The organism is Candidatus Symbiopectobacterium sp. NZEC135 (assembly GCF_025962695.1).
Genome location: NZ_JAGFPF010001450.1, coordinates 1 through 530 on the forward strand (window position 1 = coordinate 1; position 530 = coordinate 530).

Consider the following 530-nt stretch of genomic DNA (forward strand, 5'->3'; position numbering starts at 1 on the left):
TTGACCGCCGCCAGCGTATTTGCCGTTGCCATCCCCAAATCGTTATGGGCGTGCATTTCGATTTGCCCTGCCCAAACCTGCCGCAAGGCGCTGATGCGGGTGAAGGTGGTAAAAGGATCGAGCACGCCCAGCGTATCGGCGAAACGCAGGCGCTGCGCGCCAGCAGCGTGCGCCGCCTGCGCCAGCGTGGCTAAGGTTTCATCGCTGGCGCGAGAGGCATCCTCACACCCCACGCAGACGCGCAACCCCTGCTGACGCGCCAGCTCGATCAATTGGCAAAGCTGCGGTAACAAGGCATCAAGGCGCAGCTTTTGCTGGCGTAAGCGATCGGAAGCCGGAATGGAAATATCGACCCAATTCATGCCCAAATCTGCACTTTGCTGTATTTCCTGCGCGTTCATCCGGCACCAGGTCATCATCACGGTTTCCGGCAAACGACGGCGGATCACCGACAGGCGTGCCCGCTCATCACCGCCCATCGCAGGCGTGCCGACTTCCAGCTCTTGAACGCCCGCCTCCACCAGCGCCTC

General features: G+C 61.5%; 1 pseudogene. It reads right to left on the reverse strand.

The window, feature by feature from the left end:
- Window positions 1-530 (reverse strand): annotated as a pseudogene (locus J5224_RS34775) (homocitrate synthase); the annotation flags it as partial.